Genomic DNA, 15704 nt, shown 5'->3' with positions numbered 1-15704 from the left:
GACGTGCCGCACGTGCCGGGCGCCGCCCCCGCCGCCCGGCGCCGAACGTGACACGTGATGTTCGTCATGGCGGGACGACGGCACCAAACCGGCCGAAACACCATGGATGCGCAGGAGCGGCGGCCCGGGAGCGCCCCACCGGCCCGCATATGACACCGGCCTCTTGCCGTCTCGCCATTCCGTACTGCTGCCGTGGACCGCTATGGTCCCCGTCGGTGGGGCGTCGATCGTCGCCGCACCACCGCCCTCGGGGGGAGGGAAGGAAAACAAGACCGATGCCCGTACCCGTACCGCGGCAGCGCACAGGTTCAGAAGTGGAGCGGACCGCGGCCACGCCGGACACCGCAGACAGCACGCAGAACCAGGATCAGGACCAGAACCGGACCTCCGGCACCACACCGACCACAGGTGCCGCACACCACGACAACGCGACACAGCACACGACGCAGCACACCGGCACCGGTGCTGGCGCTGGCACCGGCACCGGCATCGGCGACAGCGCTGGCACCGGCGCCACGGCGAGCGCAGATGACGTGGACGCCGCGGTCCCGGCCGCGTCCTGCGGCCACCTCACCCTGCTCGTCGTCGAGGACGACCCCGCGGGTCCTTTCAGCGTGCCCGAGCTGCCCGAGGGCGGCGGCACGCGCGTCCGCATCCGCACGGCACGCAACCTCACCGAGGCGGCCCGGCTGCTCACGGACGACATCGACTGCCTGCTCGTCGACCTCGCCCTGCCCGGCGCGGCCGCCGACGACGGGCTCGGCCCGCTCAGCCGCGTCCTACGCCTCGCGCCGAACCACGCCGTGCTGGCACTCGCCGACGAGGGCGACGCCGAGCGCGCGGCCGCCGCCGTCCGCGCGGGCGCACAGGACTACCTGTTCCGCGACGAGCTGGACGGGCGGCTGCTGAGCCGCACCATCAGGTACGCGGTCGAGCGCAAGCGCGCGGACGGCGCGCAGCGCCAGCTGACCGAGTCCCGGCTGCACGCGCAGGAGAACGCGCGCCTTGAGCGCGGGCTGCTGCCCACGCCGCTGCTCGAAGGATCCGAGCTGCGCTTCGCGTCCCGCTACCGGCCCGGCAGGTCGCGCGCCCTGCTCGGCGGCGACTTCTACGACACCGTCCGCACGCCCGACGGCACCGTCCACGCGATGATCGGCGACGTCTGCGGCCACGGCCCCGACGAGGCCGCGCTCGGCGTGGAGCTGCGCATCGCGTGGCGCGCGCTGACGCTCGCCGGGATCGGCGGGGACACGCTGCTCTCGACGTTGCAGCAGGTGCTGGAGTGCGAGCGGCAGAGCGACGAGGTCTTCGCGACGCTGTGCACCGTCGACATCGAGCCGGAGGGCAGGGGCGCCACCGTGCGGCTCGCGGGCCATCCGGCGCCGCTGGTCGCGCGGCACGGCGAGGACGCGCGCCTGCTGTCGTACGAGCACAGCGGCCCGGCGCTCGGGCTGCTGCCCGGCGGCAGGTGGCCGAGCCGGCGGGTGGAGCTCGGCGACTCGTGGGACCTGATGATCTACACGGACGGCCTGATCGAGGGCCGGGTGGGTGCCGGTTCGAGCCGGCGGCTCGGCGAGGACGGCATGGCCGAGATGGTCAACGAGCAGCTCGCGGCCGGGCTGCGCTGCGACGCGCTGATCGAGGCCGCGCTCGCGCGCGTCGAGGAGCTGAACGGCGGGGACCTCACGGACGACGTGGCCGTGCTGCTGCTGGGCCGCGGCGAGAACACGCCGGCGCCGCCGGCCCTCGTGGGACCGGCGGCGCCGTAAGCATTTCCGCGCGGCGAGTGCCGGGCAGGTGGGGAGGCCCGGGGTCGGCTCAGCGCCGTCCGTTGTAGGGCCCGTACGGCCCGTCGCTGCTCGACCCGCCGCCGCCCGGGCGCCCGCGCCGCCAGCCGCGGATGCGGCCACCGCCGCCACCGGTGATGGCGCGGGTGGCGGGACGCACGTCGACCATGAACACGATCGTCCCGACGAGGCCGGCGATCTGGAGCATGGTCATCAGGGGCAGGGAGAACCCGATGATCGGCAGGACGTTCACCGCCACGACGGCGGAGAGGATGCCGACCCAGAACTTCTTGGTCCTCTTGCCGGTGGCGCGGTAGGCGTCCTCGCGCGTCGTCGACGCGATGACGAGCGCGACCACGCCGAACACCAGCAGGAACAAGCCGATCAGAAAGAGGACGAAGCCGAAGCCGGAGAGCAACATGCCGTGCACCGCCTGTGGAGAAGATGGGTGGTGTACCGGTGGACGACCCACCGCCTTGCGGGCCTGGCGCACGAAAGGGAGCGAACCAGACCGTTAGCAACCGTACGCGGACAACGGACCGGACACGGCAAGAGTGCCCGAACAGTGCCCGAACCGCTTCCGCGGACGACCATTGGCCGTCGGAACTACTCGCCGTCCGACGCGGGCGGCGCGGTCTTCCTCGCCTCGGGCGCCTTGCGGGGCGCGGCCTTGCGCGGGGTGGCCTTGCGGGGCGCCGCCTTGCGCGGGGTGGCCTTGCGCGGCGTCGCGGCGCGGGGCGCACCGGGCTCGCCGGGGTCGGTGGCGACGGGCGTCTCCGGGGCCTTCGACGGCTTCGCGGGCGCGTCCGGCTCGACGGCGACGGCGATGTCGTTGATGTCCTCGGCCGCGTCGCCGCGCCAGGTGCGCACGCTCTGCTCGCCGCGCTCGGCGACGCGCACGTACGTCTCCCGCGCCTTCACGGCGTACTCGAGCGCGACGCCGACACCTCGCAGCGCGAGGCCCTGCGCGGTCTCGCCCAGCTTGCGCGGGTCGCGGTCGATGGAGCCGATCAGCTCGTTCACCTTCGCCTGCACGCTGGCCTGCGCCCCGCGGGCCCGCTCGGCGGCCTGCTCCTGCACGGCGCGCGGGTCGCTGTTGCGCACGGCCTCGAAGTGCTCGGGCGCCTTCTTGACCTGCTCCACGACGAGGTCGGCGGTCCCGGCGGCGAAGTAGAGCGGCGTCGGGTCGGTGAGGGTCTTGCGCAGGTCATCGGCGATTGCCATGACGTTCATCCTCCGGGGTCAGGGTGAGGGGGGTACGACGCTCCCGGGCTCCTGGGGCGCGGAAGCGTTCTCCTTGCGGAACGACTCGTAGATCTGGAGCAGGGCCTGCTTCTGCGGTTCGCTGATCGAGGGGTCGGCGAGGATCGCGGCCCGCGTCTGGACCTCTTCCCGCTCCCGCTCGTCCAGCATCCCGGCCTGCACGTAGAGCGTCTCCGCGGAGATGCGCAGCGCCCTGGCGAGCTGCTGGAGGATCTCCGCGCTCGGCTTGCGCAGCCCGCGCTCGATCTGGCTCAGATACGGATTGGACACCCCGGCGGCATCGGCGAGCTGCCGCAACGAGAGCTGCGCCGTGCGCCGCTGCTCGCGCAGGTACTCACCGATATTGCCGACGTTGAGTGCTGCCATGCCCCCATGCTGCACACATCCCGCTAACTTCTGCAAGCACCCCCGCTTGCAACAGCACGCACCCGCGGCGCCTCGCTGCGGTTCGGCCGCCTGGCGTGGGTCCCCCCGGGTCGGCCTGCGCAAGGCTCCGAGAGGCGGGTTGTCAGTGGGTTCTGCCAGGGTGTGCGTCGTGGAGGAGCTGGTGGAGCGTGTCGACGATCGAGACCGTGTGCTGGGCGTGGTGGTCAGCCGCCGGCAGGCCATCCGGGAGGGTTTGCTGCACCGGGTCGCCGTCACGGTGTGCCGCGATGAGCGTGGGCGGATCCTCGTTCACCGACGGGCGGAGCAGCTGTCGCGCTTCCCCGGGCTCTACGAGGTCGTGGTCGGTGGTGCTGTGGATGTCGGTGAGTCCTATGAGCAGGCCGCCGCGCGGGAGCTGGCCGAAGAGCTGGGCATTCGGGTGCTGCCGCGTTTGCTGTTCACGTTCCTCAACCGCAGCGGTTTGAGCCCTCACTGGCTCGGCGTGCACGAAGCCGTGGTGCCGGACGCCGTGACCGCCGACCCTGCTGAGGTCGCCTGGCATGGCCGGCTGACCGAGCCGGAGCTGCGGTCCGCCCTGCTGGACTGGCACTTCACCCCCGACAGCCACGAAGCCTTCAGCCGGTATCTCGCGTTCAGGACCGCGCAGTCCTGAACCCGCCTGCTCGCGGACTGTAACGCCTGCTTGCGGCCAGCGCGGTCTGCAGCCAGCAAAAATCGCCCCTGATCCGCCCCGCCGCATCGCTGTCTTGCCGCCCCGCCGTCCCGTTCAGGGCAGGAGCAGCATCGCGATCACCACTGCGGCGAGCAGCCCGATGTACGTCCAGGCGTAGGGGCGGTCCGGGATGCGCGGCGGGCGCAGCCGCAGCACCGCGATCACCGGCAGGGCCCCGAGCAGCAGCGCCGAGGCTGCGCGGAGGTCGACGAGACCCATCAGGTGGGCGGGGGCGCCGGGGTGCGCGTGGATTGTCGCGCCCGCGAGGGAGACGGCGGCTGCCGGCACCGCGATGGCCAGCGTGAGCGGGTTGGCCAGCGCCGTCGCCACTCGCATGGTGTGTCCGGCGCGCCGCATCGCGGGGACGGTCATGACACTGCCGCCCACGCCGAGGAAGGCCGCGATCGCGCCGACCGGCACCCCGAGCCGGGCGGGCAGCGGCGCCGGCGCCCCGGCCGGCGCCTGTCCGGTCCCCGCCCGCAGGAAGCCCGGGCGCAGGAGCAGGTCGGCGATAGTGGCGGCGACGTACGCGACGAACGCCCAGCGCGCCGGTCCGGCCGGCGCGAGGCGCGTCGCGACGGCCCCCGCCGCGGCCCCGGCCGCCAGCAGCAGGAGCAGCGTGCCGCCGCCCCGCAGCTCGCGCAGCACGCGCCGCGGCGTGACGGCCGTCGCGAACCCCGCGTTCACCGCCATGACCAGGGCGGACGTCGCGGCCGCCACCCGCATCGCGTCCGCGCCGAGCGCGGCGTCCGCCCACACCACGACCGGCACCGCGACAAACCCGCCGCCGAAGCCGAACAGCACGGTGGTGACCCCGGTGAGGAGCCCGATCCCGATCAGCGAGACAACGCTCGCGTCCACACTCACGTCCACGAAGCCCACCCCACCAGCCACTCCGGGCGTCCCGCATGCGATGTTCGGCACCGTTCCTTCGCGAGTCGGCCAGTAGGCTGGCCGGCATGAGGCCGGCCGCATGAGAAACGTCCCCCTAGCCGACGTGGACCACGTCGACCGGGCAGTCCTGCCGATCGCCACCGACTACCCGCCGGGGCACTTGCTCGACTGGCACGCGCACCGGCGTGCGCAGTTCCTCTACGGCGCCACGGGCGTGATGGTCGTGGACACCGCGGAGGGCGCCTGGACCGTGCCGCCGGAGCGGGCGGTGCTGATCCCGGCGGCCGTCCGCCACCGCGTCCGCATGCTGGGGGTGTCCACGCGCAGCCTGTACGTCGAGCCGGGCGCCGTCCCATGGTGGCCCCCCACCTGCACGGTCGTGGACGTTCCGCCGCTGCTGCGCGAACTGCTGTCGGCGGCGGCCGGGTTCGACGCCGACTACAGCCTGTCCGGGCGCGAGGGCGCCATCGCCGCGCTTCTCCTGCACGAGATCGCCGAACTCGCCCCGCTGCCGTTCCACGTCGGCATCCCCGCATCCCCGGACCTCGCCGCGCTCTGCCGCGCCTACCTCACCGCCCCGGACGCCGGCGTGAGCAACGCCGCCTGGGCCGCGCGTGCGGCCATGAGCGAGCGCACCTTCACCCGGCGCTTCCGTGCCGAGACCGGTGAGAGCCCCGCCGTCTGGCGGGCACGCGCCCGCCTGCTCGCGGCCGTCCCGCTGCTGCGCACCGCGACCGTCACCGAGGTCGCGGGCCGCATCGGCTACGCGTCCCCGGCAGCGTTCACCGCCGCGTTCACGCGCGCCTTCGGCCTGCCGCCCTCGCGCTTCACGTCGGGCTGAGCGTCGGCGCACGGCTCGCCCGGCCGGACGACGCGTTCCAGCAGGGCGACGAGCTGGGCGCGTTCCGCCGGGGTGAGGGCCGACGTCAGCTCGTCGTTGGCGCGGTCGCCGAGCTCCTCGGCGGCGGCCAGGCGGCGCAGGCCGGCGGACGAGATCGTGACGGCGTTCTTGCGCCGGTCGCGGGCGTCGGGCGCACGGGTCACCAGATCATCTGCCTGCAGTTCGCCGAGGACGGTCACCATGTCCTTGGGGTCGATGCCGAGCCCGCGGGCCAGCGACGCCTGGGAGACCGGCCCCGACTCCGCGACGGCCGACAGCACCGCGTGCTGCATCATGCGCAGACCCGCCTCGGCGAGCGCCGTGGCGACGAGCCGGTGACCGCGTGCGGCGGCACGGCCGAGCAGCCAGCTGGGGAGGGCACGGATCCGCGCGGGAGCCACGGGAGCCGCGGGAGCCGTGGGAGCCGCAGGGGCCGCGGTGGCCACGGGGGCCGGGGGCGTCGTCTTGGCCATGGGCGGCAGCGTACGCCGAAAACCATTGGGACCACCAACGAATATGTCCTACCGTGAGGTCCGGCCCGGTGCTCGACCGGAGACCAGCAACCGGCGACCGGTCACACCCGTCCCCCTCACACAGGAGGTGTTCGTGCGGCGCGTCCGCTATCACGAGTACGGCGGCCCCGGGGTGCTGCGCCTCGAAGAGGCCGAGACCCCCGAGCCCGCGGACGGGGAGCTGCTCGTACGCACCGAGGCCATCGGCGTCACCCTTCCCGTGGTCCGCGCGGTGCGCGAGGGCCGGGGGCCGCTGCCCGGCGTGCTGGGCGGCGAGATCGCCGGCACGGTCGTCGCCATCGGCGCGGACGTGCGGGGGTTCGTCCCCGGCGACCGCGTCACGTCCCTCACGTTCAGCGGGTCCTACGCCGAACTGGCTCTGGCGCCGGCCGCCATGGCGAGCCGCGTCCCGGACGGCGCGAGCGCCGAGCAGGCTGTCGCGCTCGTGCGCGGCGGCCACGTCGCGCTGGCCGCGCTCGCCACCGCCGGACCCGCGCCCGGGGCGTCGGTCCTGGTCACGGGCGCCGCGAGCGGCGTGGGCCATCTCGCGGTCCAGCTGGCGAGGCTGGGCGGCGCACGGCGGGTGATCGCGGCCGCGGGTTCGCGGACCAAGGAGGACTTCCTGCGCGGCCTCGGGGCCGACGAGGTCGTGACGTACGACAGCAACGACTGGGGCGAGCCGGCCGACGTCGTCCTGGACGGCGTCGGCGGCGAGGTGCTCCCGCGCGCCCTGAGCGCACTGGCACCCGGCGGCCGCCTCGTCTTCTTCGGCTCGGGCGGCGGCACCGTCCCCGCCTTCGACCTGCTGGCGGGCGGGAAGACGATCACGGGCCTCACGATGCGCAGGTTCTCCACGGAGCGGCGCGAGCTGTACGACCGCCACGGCGAGCAGCTGTGGGACCTGGCACTCTCCGGCCGCCTGCGCGCCGCCGTCCACGCCCGCGTTCCCCTGGCCGAGGCGGCCAAGGCCCACGAGATCATCGAGGCCCGTACGAACCTGGGCAAGGTGGTCCTGCTGCCCTGAGCTTCCGGCGCATGGCCATTCTGGACTTGCCGGTCCAATTTCTCCGTCGCACAGTGGCTCCTGCGCCCTGGCCCCCAGGGCCCGGAACTGAGCAACGGAGTGGACCATGTCGATGCGACTCATGGGCAAGACCGCGCTGGTGACCGGCGCGACCAGCAACATCGGGCGAGCGATCGCCGAGGCGTTCGCCTCCGAAGGCGCGCACGTGGCCGTCTCCGGCCGTAGCACCGAGCGCGGCAACGAGGTCGTCGAGGGGATCCGCGCACGCGGCGGCCGCGCCGACTTCGTGCGGGCCGACCTGGACGGCAGCGCCGCCGCCTCCCAGGCACTGGCCAGAGAGGCGCAGCAGGCCCTCGGCGGCCGCATCGACGTCCTCGTCAACAACGCGGGCATCTATCCCGGCGACACCACCCCGGCCACCGACGAGGGGACGTTCGACCAGGTCTACGCCGTGAACGTGAAAGCGCCCTTCTTCCTGACGGCCGCCATCGCCCCCGCCATGGTGGCCGCCGGTGGCGGGGCGATCATCAACCTGGGGTCGTGGATCGCCCGCCTCGGCGTCCCGATGGGTGCCCTCTACAGCTCGACCAAGGGCGCCGTCGAGACGCTGACCCGGGCGTGGGCGGCGGAGTTCGGGCCGCACGGCGTACGGGTGAACGCGATCTCTCCCGGCGTCGTGCTGGCGCCCTCGCCGGGCGATCCCCACCCCGGCGAGATCATGATGAAGGGCACCCCGGCGGGCCGGCTCGGCACCCCCGACGCCATCGCGAACGCCGCCGTCTACCTGGCCGGCGACGAGTCGTCGTTCGTCCACGGCATCGTGCTCGACGTCGACGGGGGCCGCACCACGGCCGCCGTCATCGCCGCCTGACGCAGGTCCGCGATCCCCTGGTCGAGGGCAGCGCGCAGGTGGGCGGAGCGCCCCGTCGACAGCAGGATCGAAACGCCGCCCTGGACCGCCGCGAGCAGCGCGGCGGCCCTCGTCTCGACGTCGATCCCGGCCGGAAGCCTGCCGGTCGCCTGCAAAGCCCTGATACCCGCCGCGAGGCTCTCCTGCCAGCGGCGCATCAGCTCGGTCACGATCGCTCGCGTTCCGGGGGTCGAACGCCCGATCTGCAGGAACAGCGACCCCAGAGGACACTGGTCGCCCTGCGCCTCGTAGCGCTCGATCACCACGTCCCGCCAGCGCTCCCACGCTTCCCAGGAGTCCAGGCACCCGAGGTACGGCTGCTGGTCCTCCAGCACCTGATCGGCCTCGTACTGGGCCACCGCCACGAGGAGTTCGTCCTTGCCCGACGGGAAGTAGTGGAAGAGCTGGCTCTTGCTGGTGCCGGTACGCGCCATGACATCGTCGAGCGTCGCCGAGGCGACACCCCGCTCCCGCAGCACCGCCGCGGCCCCCTCGACGATCCGGGCCCGCGTCGCCCTGCCCTTCGCCGTCAGCTCACCACGCACCCCGCACGCCCCTCCGCTCCCGCGACCGGCCTGCGGACCGGTCGGCGCGGGTCACGGACGGTCGCGGTGATCGTTGTGGTCGTTCTTCTTCTTGTCGGGGGTCGTTCTGCCGTCGAGCTCGTCCCACCACTCGTCGGACGTCGAGTCCCCGGACGTCTCGTCCCACCACCGGTCGTCACGCCCGCGCGAATTGCCGATCATGGCGGCAACCGGCGGAATGATCATCGCGACGACACACAGCCCGACCGCGGCGGGAATCGACCACAGGCGCACGAAGGCCCACGCCGAGATGAAGAGGACCAGACATCCACCCATCAGCATGAAGTAACGACGACGGCGTCGCGTGTACATGCTTCAAGCGTACGACCGGCGGGCCGCCGACGCTCTGCCGCGGAAGGGAATTCCGGCGACGCGCACAGGGGCCCGCTTCCGGGGGAGTTGATCCCCGGAAGCGGGCCCCTGCCATACCTGCGTCAGGCCTCGCCTGACCCTGCCCGCGTCGGGCCGCGCCTGCGTCAGACCGCGATCGCGACCTCCGCGAGCCCGCCCGTCTGCGCGACGACCGTACGGTCCGCCGTGCCGCCCGGGATCAGGGCGCGAACGGTCCACGTGCCCTCGGCCGCGTAGAAGCGGAACTGCCCGGTCGCCGAGGTCGGGACCTCCGCGGTGAACTCACCGGTCGAGTCCAGCAGGCGCACGTACCCCGTGACGGGCTCGCCGTCACGCGTCACGAAACCCTGGATGGTCGTCTCGCCGGGCTTGATCGTCGAGGCGTCGGGGCCACCGGCCTTCGCTCCACACATGCTTCTTCGTCCTCCGGGTCGGTCGGGCGGTTGCGGTTTCGGGCGGTTGCGGTTGGGGAAAGGCCGGTTACTCGGCCGCGCCGAGCGCGATCGGCACGCCGACGAGCGAGCCGTACTCGGTCCACGAACCGTCGTAGTTCTTGACGTTCTCGACGCCGAGCAGCTCGTGCAGCACGAACCAGGTCAGCGCGGAGCGCTCACCGATGCGGCAGTACGCGATGGTGTCCTTGGCCAGGTCGACCTGCTCGTCGGCGTAGATGCTCTTGAGCTCGTCGTCCGACTTGAACGTGCCGTCGTCGTTGGCGTTCTTCGACCACGGGATGTTGCGGGCGGACGGGACGTGGCCCGGGCGCTGCGACTGCTCCTGCGGCAGGTGGGCGGGTGCGAGCAGCTTGCCGCTGAACTCGTCGGGCGAGCGCACGTCGACCAGGTTCTGGTTGCCGATCGCGCCCACGACGTCGTCGCGGAAGGCACGGATCGACGCGTTCTGCGGCTGCGCCTTGTAGCTCGTGGCGGGGCGCTGCGGGACCTCCTGGACCAGCTCGCGCGCGTCGAGCTCCCACTTCTTGCGGCCGCCGTCGAGCAGCTTGACGCTGTCGTGGCCGTAGAGCTTGAAGTACCAGTACGCGTACGAGGCGAACCAGTTGTTGTTGCCGCCGTAGAGGATGACGGTGTCGTCGTTGGCGATGCCCTTGGCGGACAGCAGCTTCTCGAAGCCCTCCTGGTCCACGAAGTCGCGGCGCACCGGGTCCTGGAGGTCCGTCTGCCAGTCGATCCTGACGGCGTTCTTGATGTGGTTCTTGTCGTACGCCGAGGTGTCCTCGTCGACCTCGACGATGACGGTCTTGGGGTCGTCGAGGTGCGACTCGACCCAGTCGGCGTCGACCAGGACGTCGGTGCGGCTCATGCTGATTCCCTCCGGGGCAGTGTTCGGCGAGGTGTGCGTGGGGAGTGGAGCCTCCCGTGCCTCCCGTGCGGCCCGCGCGCCTGCCGGGGCAGATACGTGGGACGGCGTGCGCGAGGCGCGATCGCCCTGGGTCACAGGGCTGGGGGCTGCGGTACGCGCTGGTCGTAGGGGGTCGCGGCGGCTCGCGAGCCGCCGCCCGCCCCCGGCGCGCGGGTACCGGCTAGGCGTCGCGACAGAGCATGGTGGCAACGCGGCACAGGTCGACTGCCCGCCGCTTCGTGAGATCCACTCGGAGATCCACCTGTCGCTCCATGGGACCGATCGTAAGGACGTCCGGACTGCGATGTCACCGTTGTTCCGCATCATGAGACGAGATCGTCCGCGATGTGGTCTCCGACCGGGTCGCGGCGAGGGTGCGGGCGGCTCGGCCGGCCCCGTTCCCGGCCCGCACATCTGCGGACCGGACGACCCCGTCTCACGATCCGGCCGTCGGCGGGGCCCTCGTTTCTGGGGCGGGGCCCCGGTCTGGGGCGCGGGGGTCGCTCCGCGACCGGGGGCAAACCGGTTGGTCCCGCGGGCTGGGTCAGGAGGGCCGGGTCACCGGGGCGAGTCGGTCGTCCGGACGCTCGACGGCGATCTCGCAGGCGATCTCCCAGCGCACGTGCGCCACGATGATGTCGGCCGTCTCCAGGGAGCGCCGGTCGGCCCGCCCCGCCGACGCCGGATCCCACCCGGACGGTCCCGTCCTGCGGCGGGGAAGGGCCGCGGGCCGGGCTCCGGAGCTCTGCGCGGTCCGGGTCGTTGCTGATTCGGTGGCGCATCCCGCCTGTGGATCGCGACCATGGACGCTCACGCTGAGCAGGCTCGCGCGCAGGTCGGCGGCCGGAACGCCGGCCTGCATGACAGGGAGGGGTCGCATTGAGCCAGTACTACGACATGGGGGGCCAGACTCTGTGGAACCCGTCCAATGGGGTCTCCCGGCTGTTCATGAGCCAGGTAAGTGCCCATCAAGCCGAATTGGGTGTCCCATCCGGCATCGGGCCGATGCAGGCTGACGAGTGCCAGATCGACCCCCTCGTGTTCACGACGTTCGTCGACGCCTTGCTCGCTTGGCACCGGGGAACGGGCCACGCCGTCATGGCCGCCTTGTCGGAGGGGTTCGTCGCGACGGTGCTGGTCCTGGCGGAACGGGCAGGCATCGAGGTGAACGGGCAGCCGCCAGGCTCCGCCGGTTTCGGCGATGTCGGCGACGTCAAGGACGTGCAGGTCGGGCAGGTCGGGCAGGTCGGGCAGGTCGGGCAGGCCACGGCGTCGCCCGAACAGGCTCGTGAGGCGGCCCTCCAGCGGAAGGCGCGCGAGCTGAGTCGGTCCATGGCGGCGTGAGCCGGCATGGCGGGGGCGAAAACGGGTAGCGGGACATCCGGCTTGAGCCTGCGTGTATCGACGTCGAAGGGAGTCCCGCGTGCTGATGGCCCACCCGTCGGCGCCGGGAGACCCGGTCGGACGGTACGAAGACCTCGCGTCCTCGAGCGCTGGCCGGCGTCGGCCGCCCGCCATCGGCTGCCCGGCGCTCGGCTCCTGGACTGCTTGGTTCTGAGCGGCAGCTGATTCGCCGGCCACCGGCCGGCCGCAATGACCCCGATGAAACGGACACCCACGTGGACACCACCCGCCCGACCGCCGCGCCGATCTACGACCGGCTGATAGCCGAACGGGGTGACGTCGTCGCAGACGCCGCCCACGTCGCCGAGCAGACTTCGCGCGAGGCGGCCGGCACCCTCGACTTCGGTCTCCCGGACGACGACGGCGACGGCGGCCGCGACACCGACCGCGACGGAGCTGGCACTGGTGACGGCGACGGCGACGGCGCATAAGGCCGGGCCGCTCGCCTCAAGCCTCGCGGTGTTCCGGCTCAAGGAAGCCGATGAGAGCGGAGGCCAGGGCTTGTGGCGCCTGTTCGGCCACGTGGTGTCCTGAGTCGATGCCCTGGCCGCGTACGTCGGTGGCCCACCGGCGCCAGATCGCGAGAGGGTCCCCGTAGAGGTTCTCCAGGTCGTCCTGGAGCGACCAGAGGGCCATCGCCGGGCAGGTGATGCGTGTGCCGGCGGCCCGGTCGGCCTCCTCGTGCTGCCGGTCGACGGTCAGGCCGGCGCGGTAGTCCTCCAACATGGCCCGCACGACATCGGGATCGTGGATCGCCTGCTGCCATTCGTCGTGGTTCTCGCGCCCCATCGCGTCAGGATCACCCCGATACCAACTGCCGGGATCAGCGGTGATCACGCGTTCCGGCACATCCGGCTGCGCGAAGAAGAACCAGTGCCACCACTGAGTGGCGAAATCGACGGTGATCCTCGACAAGTGCTCCGTGAGCGGCAGGCAGTCGAGAAACGCCACTCGGGTGACGGCCGCCGGGTGATCGAGCACGAGGCGCAGCGCCACCGCACCCCCGCGATCGTGCCCGGCGAGGGCGAACCGTGGATGGCCGAGCCGGCGCATCACGGCCACGATGTCGCCCGCGACCGCCCGCTTGGAATAGCCGGTGTGATCCGCCGTGAACTCCGGCCCTCGGGAACGCCCGTATCCGCGCAGGTCCGGGCAGACCACCGTGTGACCGGCCTCCACAAGCAGCGGCGCGACCCGGTGCCATGTGGCCGACGTACGAGGGTGACCGTGCAGCAGCACCACCGGTGGGCCTTCCCCGCCGAAACGGACGAAGACGGTCGCTTCGCCGACCCGAACAGACGCCTCTTCGAAACCTTCGAACATACCGGCCCTTCTTCTGCCCGGTCGGCGACGGCACGGCGGGCCGAAAGCAGCTGCTCAGCTCCCGGCCCGCCGGACGTGACGCATGCCTACTGCACGCCTACCGCACGCCTACCGCATGCCTACCAGCGGTACCAGCGGCCACGCTTTCCGCCGGACGCGGCGGGGCGGACGAGGAAACCGAGCAGCCACACGACGAGGACCGCGATCGCGATCCACCACAGGATCTTCAGGGCGAAGCCCGCACCGGCCAGAATCACGATGAGAAGCAGAACAAGCAGCAGGGGAACCATAGTTATCAGCCTCCGGCGAGCCGTGTGCCCCCGCCCGATGCGGCCACACCTTCATGGGTCGCCGACCACGCGATCGCCCCGGCGGACTAGCCCTCCAGGGAGACGTTCGTGCCCGTGCCCGTGAAGCGCAGGCCGTCCTGCGTCGGCGTGACCTTCGACAGCTTCACGGCGGACGGCAGCCCGTCGATCTTCATGTCCGACTTGACGAGGCTCTTTATCTGGTCGGCGAGCCCCGGCACCGGCAGGCCCGCCACGTCGTCGAGCCGCAGCTTCAGCGTGTCGCCGCCCGACATGGTCACCGTGCCGTACGCGGTGAGGGTCTTGTTGCCGAGCACCTTGTCGACCAGGCCCGACGGGTCGTCGATGTGCATCGCGTGCATGACGTCCGTGACCTTGCCCGTCACCTTCACCTGGCCCTTCGCGGCGCGCGCGGCGCCCGCGTAGGAGACCGTGGCGCCCTTGGGGACGGCCGTGGCGAGGTCCGCGTACGAGATGCGTGCCGAGCCGTCCGCCGTGCCCGCGGTGGCCGACGAGAAGCTGCTGTCGATGCGGACGTTCTTCAGGACGGCCTTGACGTCCGTCACCCGCACCGCGTGGCCGTCCGCCGTCGCCGTGACGTGGTCGAGGCCGACGTCCACCTCGTCCAGCGACTTCGCCGCCACCTGCGTCAGGAAGGGGAAGCCCTTCACCGACACGTCCGGCTTGCTGTCGAGCCCCTGGCTCGACTGGATGCGGTCGGCGACCTTGCCCTCGGCGTAGTGCAGCGCCAACCGGTCGGCGGCCACGAACAGGCCGCAGATGATCACGACAAAGACCAGCAGAATCCGCAGTGCGCGCATCGCCCGGCATCCCCCACGTCGAACAGGGCCACGCCCCTGCGGCGTGACCACCTTCCCCCTCGGTGACGGTGAGCCTAGGCCAAAGGTTCCGCCGGCCGCGGGCCCGGTCCGCCGGCCGGCGGACCGCCCGACGTCAGCCGAAGGCCCGTCCCAGCAGATAGACCGCGGGTGCCGCCGCGGTGAGTGGCAGCGCCACGCCCGCCGTCATGTGCACGAAACGGGACGGGTAGTCGTAGCTCGCCGCCCGCAGCCCGATCAGCGCGCACGCACCCGCGCCGAGCCCGACCGCGAGGGCGCCCGGCGCGCCGAAGCCCGTCAGCCCGCCCATGGCCGCGCCCACGACCGCGGCGGCGACCAGCGCGGCCGCTACCGAGGCGGGCCCCGGCAGCGGGAGCGCCCGCACCAGCGTGGCGGCGGCCACCGCCACCGCGCCCACGACGACCACGTCGGACGCCGCGGCGAGGTGACCGGTCGCGATGATCGCGAGCGCGGCCGAGACCACCGTGGCCAGCAGGCCGGTCAGCCGGGTGTCCGGGTCGGCGTGGCTGCGCAGCTGCAGGACGACGGTGAGCAGCACCCACACGCCCAGCGTGCCGACGATCGCCGCCGGCGCGTGGGACTTGCCCGCGGCCAGCAGCGCGACGTCGGAGACGAGGCCGCCGAGGAACGCGAGCGCGATGCCCTGGCGGGCCGGCCACATGCCGTTCAGCCGGAACCAGCCGGCGGCCGTGACCGCCTGAAGGATCACGACGGGGACGAGCAGCGCGTACGAGCCGAGCGCGGCGCCGCCCGCGAGCAGCAGCCCCAGCACGGCGGTCAGCCCGGCGGGCTGGGCGCCGGGCGGGATGATCGGCGACCTGCCCTCGGCGCGTGCCCGCTGCGCGTCGGTGACGCGGGCGGTGCCGAGCGTGGTGGGGACGCTGTAGCCGTCCGTGTGGGAGCCGGCGCCCTGCGGGCCGGCGGGCGATGCGGGCGCGGCGGCCGGGGTGGGCGCGGCGCCGTTCTGCGCGTGGGCGTTGTGCCCGGCCGCCGAAGGGGCGGGGGCGGGGGCGGGCGTCGGGGCGGGGGCCGGGGTCGGAGTAGGGGTCGGGTACTCCGGCGCGGGCTGTGCGGCCTGCGCGGCCGGACCGGGCTGCGGGTACGCGGCAGGGCCCGGCGCCTGCGCCTGCCGGCCCGGCGCCGGCA

At 72.8% G+C, this 15704-nt stretch carries 21 protein-coding genes and 1 pseudogene; 7 read left to right on the top strand and 15 right to left on the bottom strand.

The window, feature by feature from the left end:
* The first annotated feature begins 275 nt into the window (after positions 1-275).
* A complete protein-coding gene (locus JFN87_RS17840) occupies positions 276-1769 on the top strand; it encodes a PP2C family protein-serine/threonine phosphatase (RefSeq protein WP_209341090.1) in 1494 nt (497 codons plus the stop codon).
* A 49-nt stretch (positions 1770-1818) separates the two neighbouring features.
* On the opposite strand, the gene JFN87_RS17835 is transcribed toward JFN87_RS17840, so the two are convergent.
* From JFN87_RS17835 to JFN87_RS17825, 3 genes are all read right to left on the bottom strand, one after another.
* Positions 1819-2208 carry a DUF2516 family protein gene (locus JFN87_RS17835; RefSeq protein ID WP_209341089.1) on the bottom strand — a complete coding sequence of 130 codons (390 nt, stop codon included), beginning with the start codon at positions 2206-2208 and terminating at the stop codon, positions 1819-1821.
* A 185-nt stretch (positions 2209-2393) separates the two neighbouring features.
* The gene (locus JFN87_RS17830) at positions 2394-3011 is read right to left on the bottom strand and encodes a hypothetical protein (protein WP_209341088.1); all 618 of its coding nucleotides are present in this window, start codon (positions 3009-3011) and stop codon (positions 2394-2396) included.
* A gap of 18 nt (positions 3012-3029) precedes the next feature.
* Positions 3030-3416 (bottom strand): helix-turn-helix domain-containing protein, encoded by a 387-nt coding sequence (locus JFN87_RS17825; protein ID WP_209341087.1) that lies wholly within the window; start codon positions 3414-3416, stop codon positions 3030-3032.
* Positions 3417-3585: 169 nt separating this feature from the next.
* Here JFN87_RS17825 and JFN87_RS17820 point away from each other — a divergent pair, with 169 nt between their 5' ends.
* On the top strand, positions 3586-4089 hold the full coding sequence (locus JFN87_RS17820) for an NUDIX domain-containing protein (RefSeq protein WP_372449246.1): 504 nt from the start codon (positions 3586-3588) through the stop codon (positions 4087-4089).
* A 114-nt stretch (positions 4090-4203) separates the two neighbouring features.
* Here the strand turns inward: JFN87_RS17820 and JFN87_RS17815 are convergent, their stop codons facing one another.
* Positions 4204-5022, bottom strand: a complete 819-nt coding sequence (locus JFN87_RS17815; protein WP_307865499.1) for a TSUP family transporter — start codon at positions 5020-5022, stop codon at positions 4204-4206.
* A 100-nt stretch (positions 5023-5122) separates the two neighbouring features.
* On the opposite strand from JFN87_RS17815, the gene JFN87_RS17810 reads away from it, so the two are divergent.
* Entirely contained in the window at positions 5123-5884 is a 762-nt protein-coding gene (locus JFN87_RS17810; protein WP_209341085.1) for an AraC family transcriptional regulator, read from the top strand.
* Positions 5885-5898: 14 nt separating this feature from the next.
* Here the strand turns inward: JFN87_RS17810 and JFN87_RS17805 are convergent.
* Positions 5899-6396 (bottom strand): annotated as a pseudogene (locus JFN87_RS17805) (MarR family winged helix-turn-helix transcriptional regulator); the annotation flags it as partial.
* 133 nt (positions 6397-6529) lie between these two features.
* On the opposite strand from JFN87_RS17805, the gene JFN87_RS17800 reads away from it, so the two are divergent.
* A complete protein-coding gene (locus tag JFN87_RS17800) occupies positions 6530-7459 on the top strand; it encodes a quinone oxidoreductase family protein (RefSeq protein ID WP_209341083.1) in 930 nt (309 codons plus the stop codon).
* Positions 7460-7565: 106 nt separating this feature from the next.
* On the top strand, positions 7566-8330 hold the full coding sequence (locus JFN87_RS17795; protein WP_209341082.1) for an SDR family NAD(P)-dependent oxidoreductase: 765 nt from the start codon (positions 7566-7568) through the stop codon (positions 8328-8330).
* On the opposite strand, the gene JFN87_RS17790 is transcribed toward JFN87_RS17795, so the two are convergent.
* The 6 genes from JFN87_RS17790 to JFN87_RS17770 form a co-directional block, all read right to left on the bottom strand.
* A complete protein-coding gene (locus tag JFN87_RS17790) occupies positions 8240-8914 on the bottom strand; it encodes a TetR/AcrR family transcriptional regulator (RefSeq protein WP_209341081.1) in 675 nt (224 codons plus the stop codon). The two genes, JFN87_RS17795 and JFN87_RS17790, sit on opposite strands and share 91 nt — an antisense overlap.
* 51 nt (positions 8915-8965) lie before the next feature.
* Positions 8966-9265, bottom strand: a complete 300-nt coding sequence (locus tag JFN87_RS17785) for a DUF3099 domain-containing protein (RefSeq protein ID WP_209341080.1) — start codon at positions 9263-9265, stop codon at positions 8966-8968.
* 164 nt (positions 9266-9429) lie between these two features.
* A complete protein-coding gene (locus JFN87_RS17780) occupies positions 9430-9717 on the bottom strand; it encodes a DUF1416 domain-containing protein (RefSeq protein WP_030906824.1) in 288 nt (95 codons plus the stop codon).
* Positions 9718-9784: 67 nt separating this feature from the next.
* Positions 9785-10624, bottom strand: coding sequence for a sulfurtransferase (locus tag JFN87_RS17775; RefSeq protein ID WP_209341079.1), 840 nt, complete (start codon positions 10622-10624; stop codon positions 9785-9787).
* A gap of 220 nt (positions 10625-10844) precedes the next feature.
* Positions 10845-10937, bottom strand: coding sequence for a putative leader peptide (locus tag JFN87_RS34555; RefSeq protein ID WP_372449245.1), 93 nt, complete (start codon positions 10935-10937; stop codon positions 10845-10847).
* Positions 10938-11207: 270 nt separating this feature from the next.
* On the bottom strand, positions 11208-11543 hold the full coding sequence (locus JFN87_RS17770) for a hypothetical protein (RefSeq protein WP_209341078.1): 336 nt from the start codon (positions 11541-11543) through the stop codon (positions 11208-11210).
* On the opposite strand from JFN87_RS17770, the gene JFN87_RS17765 reads away from it, so the two are divergent.
* Together JFN87_RS17765 and JFN87_RS17760 are read left to right on the top strand one after the other, a co-directional pair.
* Positions 11543-12007: a DUF6086 family protein gene (locus JFN87_RS17765; protein WP_209341077.1), complete on the top strand. Its 465-nt coding sequence runs from the start codon at positions 11543-11545 to the stop codon at positions 12005-12007. The two genes, JFN87_RS17770 and JFN87_RS17765, sit on opposite strands and share 1 nt — an antisense overlap.
* A gap of 275 nt (positions 12008-12282) precedes the next feature.
* Positions 12283-12498 (top strand): hypothetical protein, encoded by a 216-nt coding sequence (locus JFN87_RS17760; protein ID WP_209341111.1) that lies wholly within the window; start codon positions 12283-12285, stop codon positions 12496-12498.
* Positions 12499-12514: 16 nt separating this feature from the next.
* Here the strand turns inward: JFN87_RS17760 and JFN87_RS17755 are convergent, their stop codons facing one another.
* From JFN87_RS17755 to JFN87_RS17740, 4 genes are all read right to left on the bottom strand, one after another.
* Complete coding sequence (locus JFN87_RS17755; protein ID WP_209341076.1) at positions 12515-13390, bottom strand: alpha/beta fold hydrolase; 876 nt, start codon at positions 13388-13390, stop codon at positions 12515-12517.
* Between the two features lie 119 nt (positions 13391-13509).
* Positions 13510-13680 (bottom strand): hydrophobic protein, encoded by a 171-nt coding sequence (locus JFN87_RS17750; RefSeq protein WP_209341075.1) that lies wholly within the window; start codon positions 13678-13680, stop codon positions 13510-13512.
* Positions 13681-13766: 86 nt separating this feature from the next.
* Positions 13767-14519, bottom strand: a complete 753-nt coding sequence (locus tag JFN87_RS17745) for an LmeA family phospholipid-binding protein (protein WP_209341074.1) — start codon at positions 14517-14519, stop codon at positions 13767-13769.
* Positions 14520-14652: 133 nt separating this feature from the next.
* Positions 14653-15704, bottom strand: a 1052-nt coding sequence (locus JFN87_RS17740) for a hypothetical protein (RefSeq protein WP_245180178.1), incomplete at its 5' end; no start/stop codon positions are given.

The sequence above is a fragment of the Streptomyces montanisoli genome (genome assembly GCF_017813245.1).
Taxonomy (GTDB): Bacteria; Actinomycetota; Actinomycetes; order Streptomycetales; family Streptomycetaceae; genus Streptomyces; species Streptomyces montanisoli.
Note: the sequence above shows the minus strand (reverse complement) of the source record. Positions and strands in the feature narration are given on the sequence as shown.